This is a genomic window from Azospirillum isscasi, from assembly GCF_030849505.1.
GTDB lineage: Bacteria > Pseudomonadota > Alphaproteobacteria > Azospirillales > Azospirillaceae > Azospirillum > Azospirillum isscasi.
Map to the genome: position 1 here is coordinate 1 of NZ_JAUJFI010000361.1, position 1,096 is coordinate 1,096.

At 59.9% G+C, this 1,096-nt stretch carries 1 protein-coding gene; it reads left to right on the plus strand.

Features of this window, described 5'->3' with window-relative positions; all coding sequences use genetic code 11:
- The first annotated feature begins 709 nt into the window (after positions 1 to 709).
- Positions 710 to 1,036, plus strand: a complete 327-nt coding sequence (locus QSG27_RS28995) for a hypothetical protein (protein WP_306712322.1) — start codon at positions 710 to 712, stop codon at positions 1,034 to 1,036.
- The last annotated feature ends 60 nt before the right edge of the window (positions 1,037 to 1,096 follow it).

Here is a 1,096-nt window from a genome sequence, read left to right on the forward strand (position 1 = left end):
CCGCCACACCGGAGCGCCTACGCTCCCTCACCAGCTATCCGTGGCTCCCATGTGTCAATGCTTAAGCGCGGCGGTATAAGTTCTCGGACAAGTACGCACTGGCCGAGCAACTGGAGTTGATGGCCGACGTGATCAAGAGCCATAAGGACGAAGCAGAGACCGGCGACGAGTGACCGGTGGCGACCATGTTCCGCTTGACGTTGCGACTCTTCAATCCCAACCAGGGAAGACAAGCATGAGCCGCTTTAGACAACTGTGGGCATCGTTCAAGTGTCGGAAGCGTTACAGCAGCTTAAAGCAGGTCTCGATAATAATTGTGCTGGTTGGCGCGATTGGGTGCTCCGCAGAATCTTCCGCAATGCTCTATCTCCTCAAGGACGTTGGCCCCTCATTTTGGGAAGCGTCTAATCAAGTCCATAGTTGGTCCGATTTCGGGGTTGCGGGCATTGCGTCTACTGCCGTGATGGCCTTTTTATTTATGGGCTCTTGGTTCTTCGGGGTGCTTGCTCGCAGGTGCTTCAAGGAGTTGGAAGCCCGGATCTTCCAATGACGTTGGGAGCTTGACGCGACCCAGATTCGCGTGCGCAAAATGAACGACGCCCCATCACAGGCCTTGCCGGGCCTCCGGGGCGTCGTTCATCCGATTGCCCAAGAATCATGACGCACCCAGCGAATGAGTTCAAGGGCCTACCCGTGACGGGTTAGGCCCATGCCCGCCCGGCCCCTGCACCACGATTGCAGCGGCCGGGAAACCTCGGGCCAACCTGTCAACAAATTTGCCTCCTACGACGACACCAGGGCAGACGCCCGCCAGCGCCGAGACGACGACCAGCGTCTCGCCGCCCTTCTGATTGAGGGCGGCCTCACTGACGCCGACGTTCACGCCGCGCCGCCGGACAGCGACGACCAATTCGTCGCGACGGACGACAGTTGGACGGAATCTCTGGGCCGCGCGCTACGGCGGCACGCGATGTTCCCGTCCCAGGCCTACCGGAACAAAGTCCGCCACGGCCTGTGTTATACGGACGGCGCGTGAAGGCTTCCATTGAGGCTGGCCCGCTCCACCTGATTTGGCATGGGCAGCAAGGTTCACTTG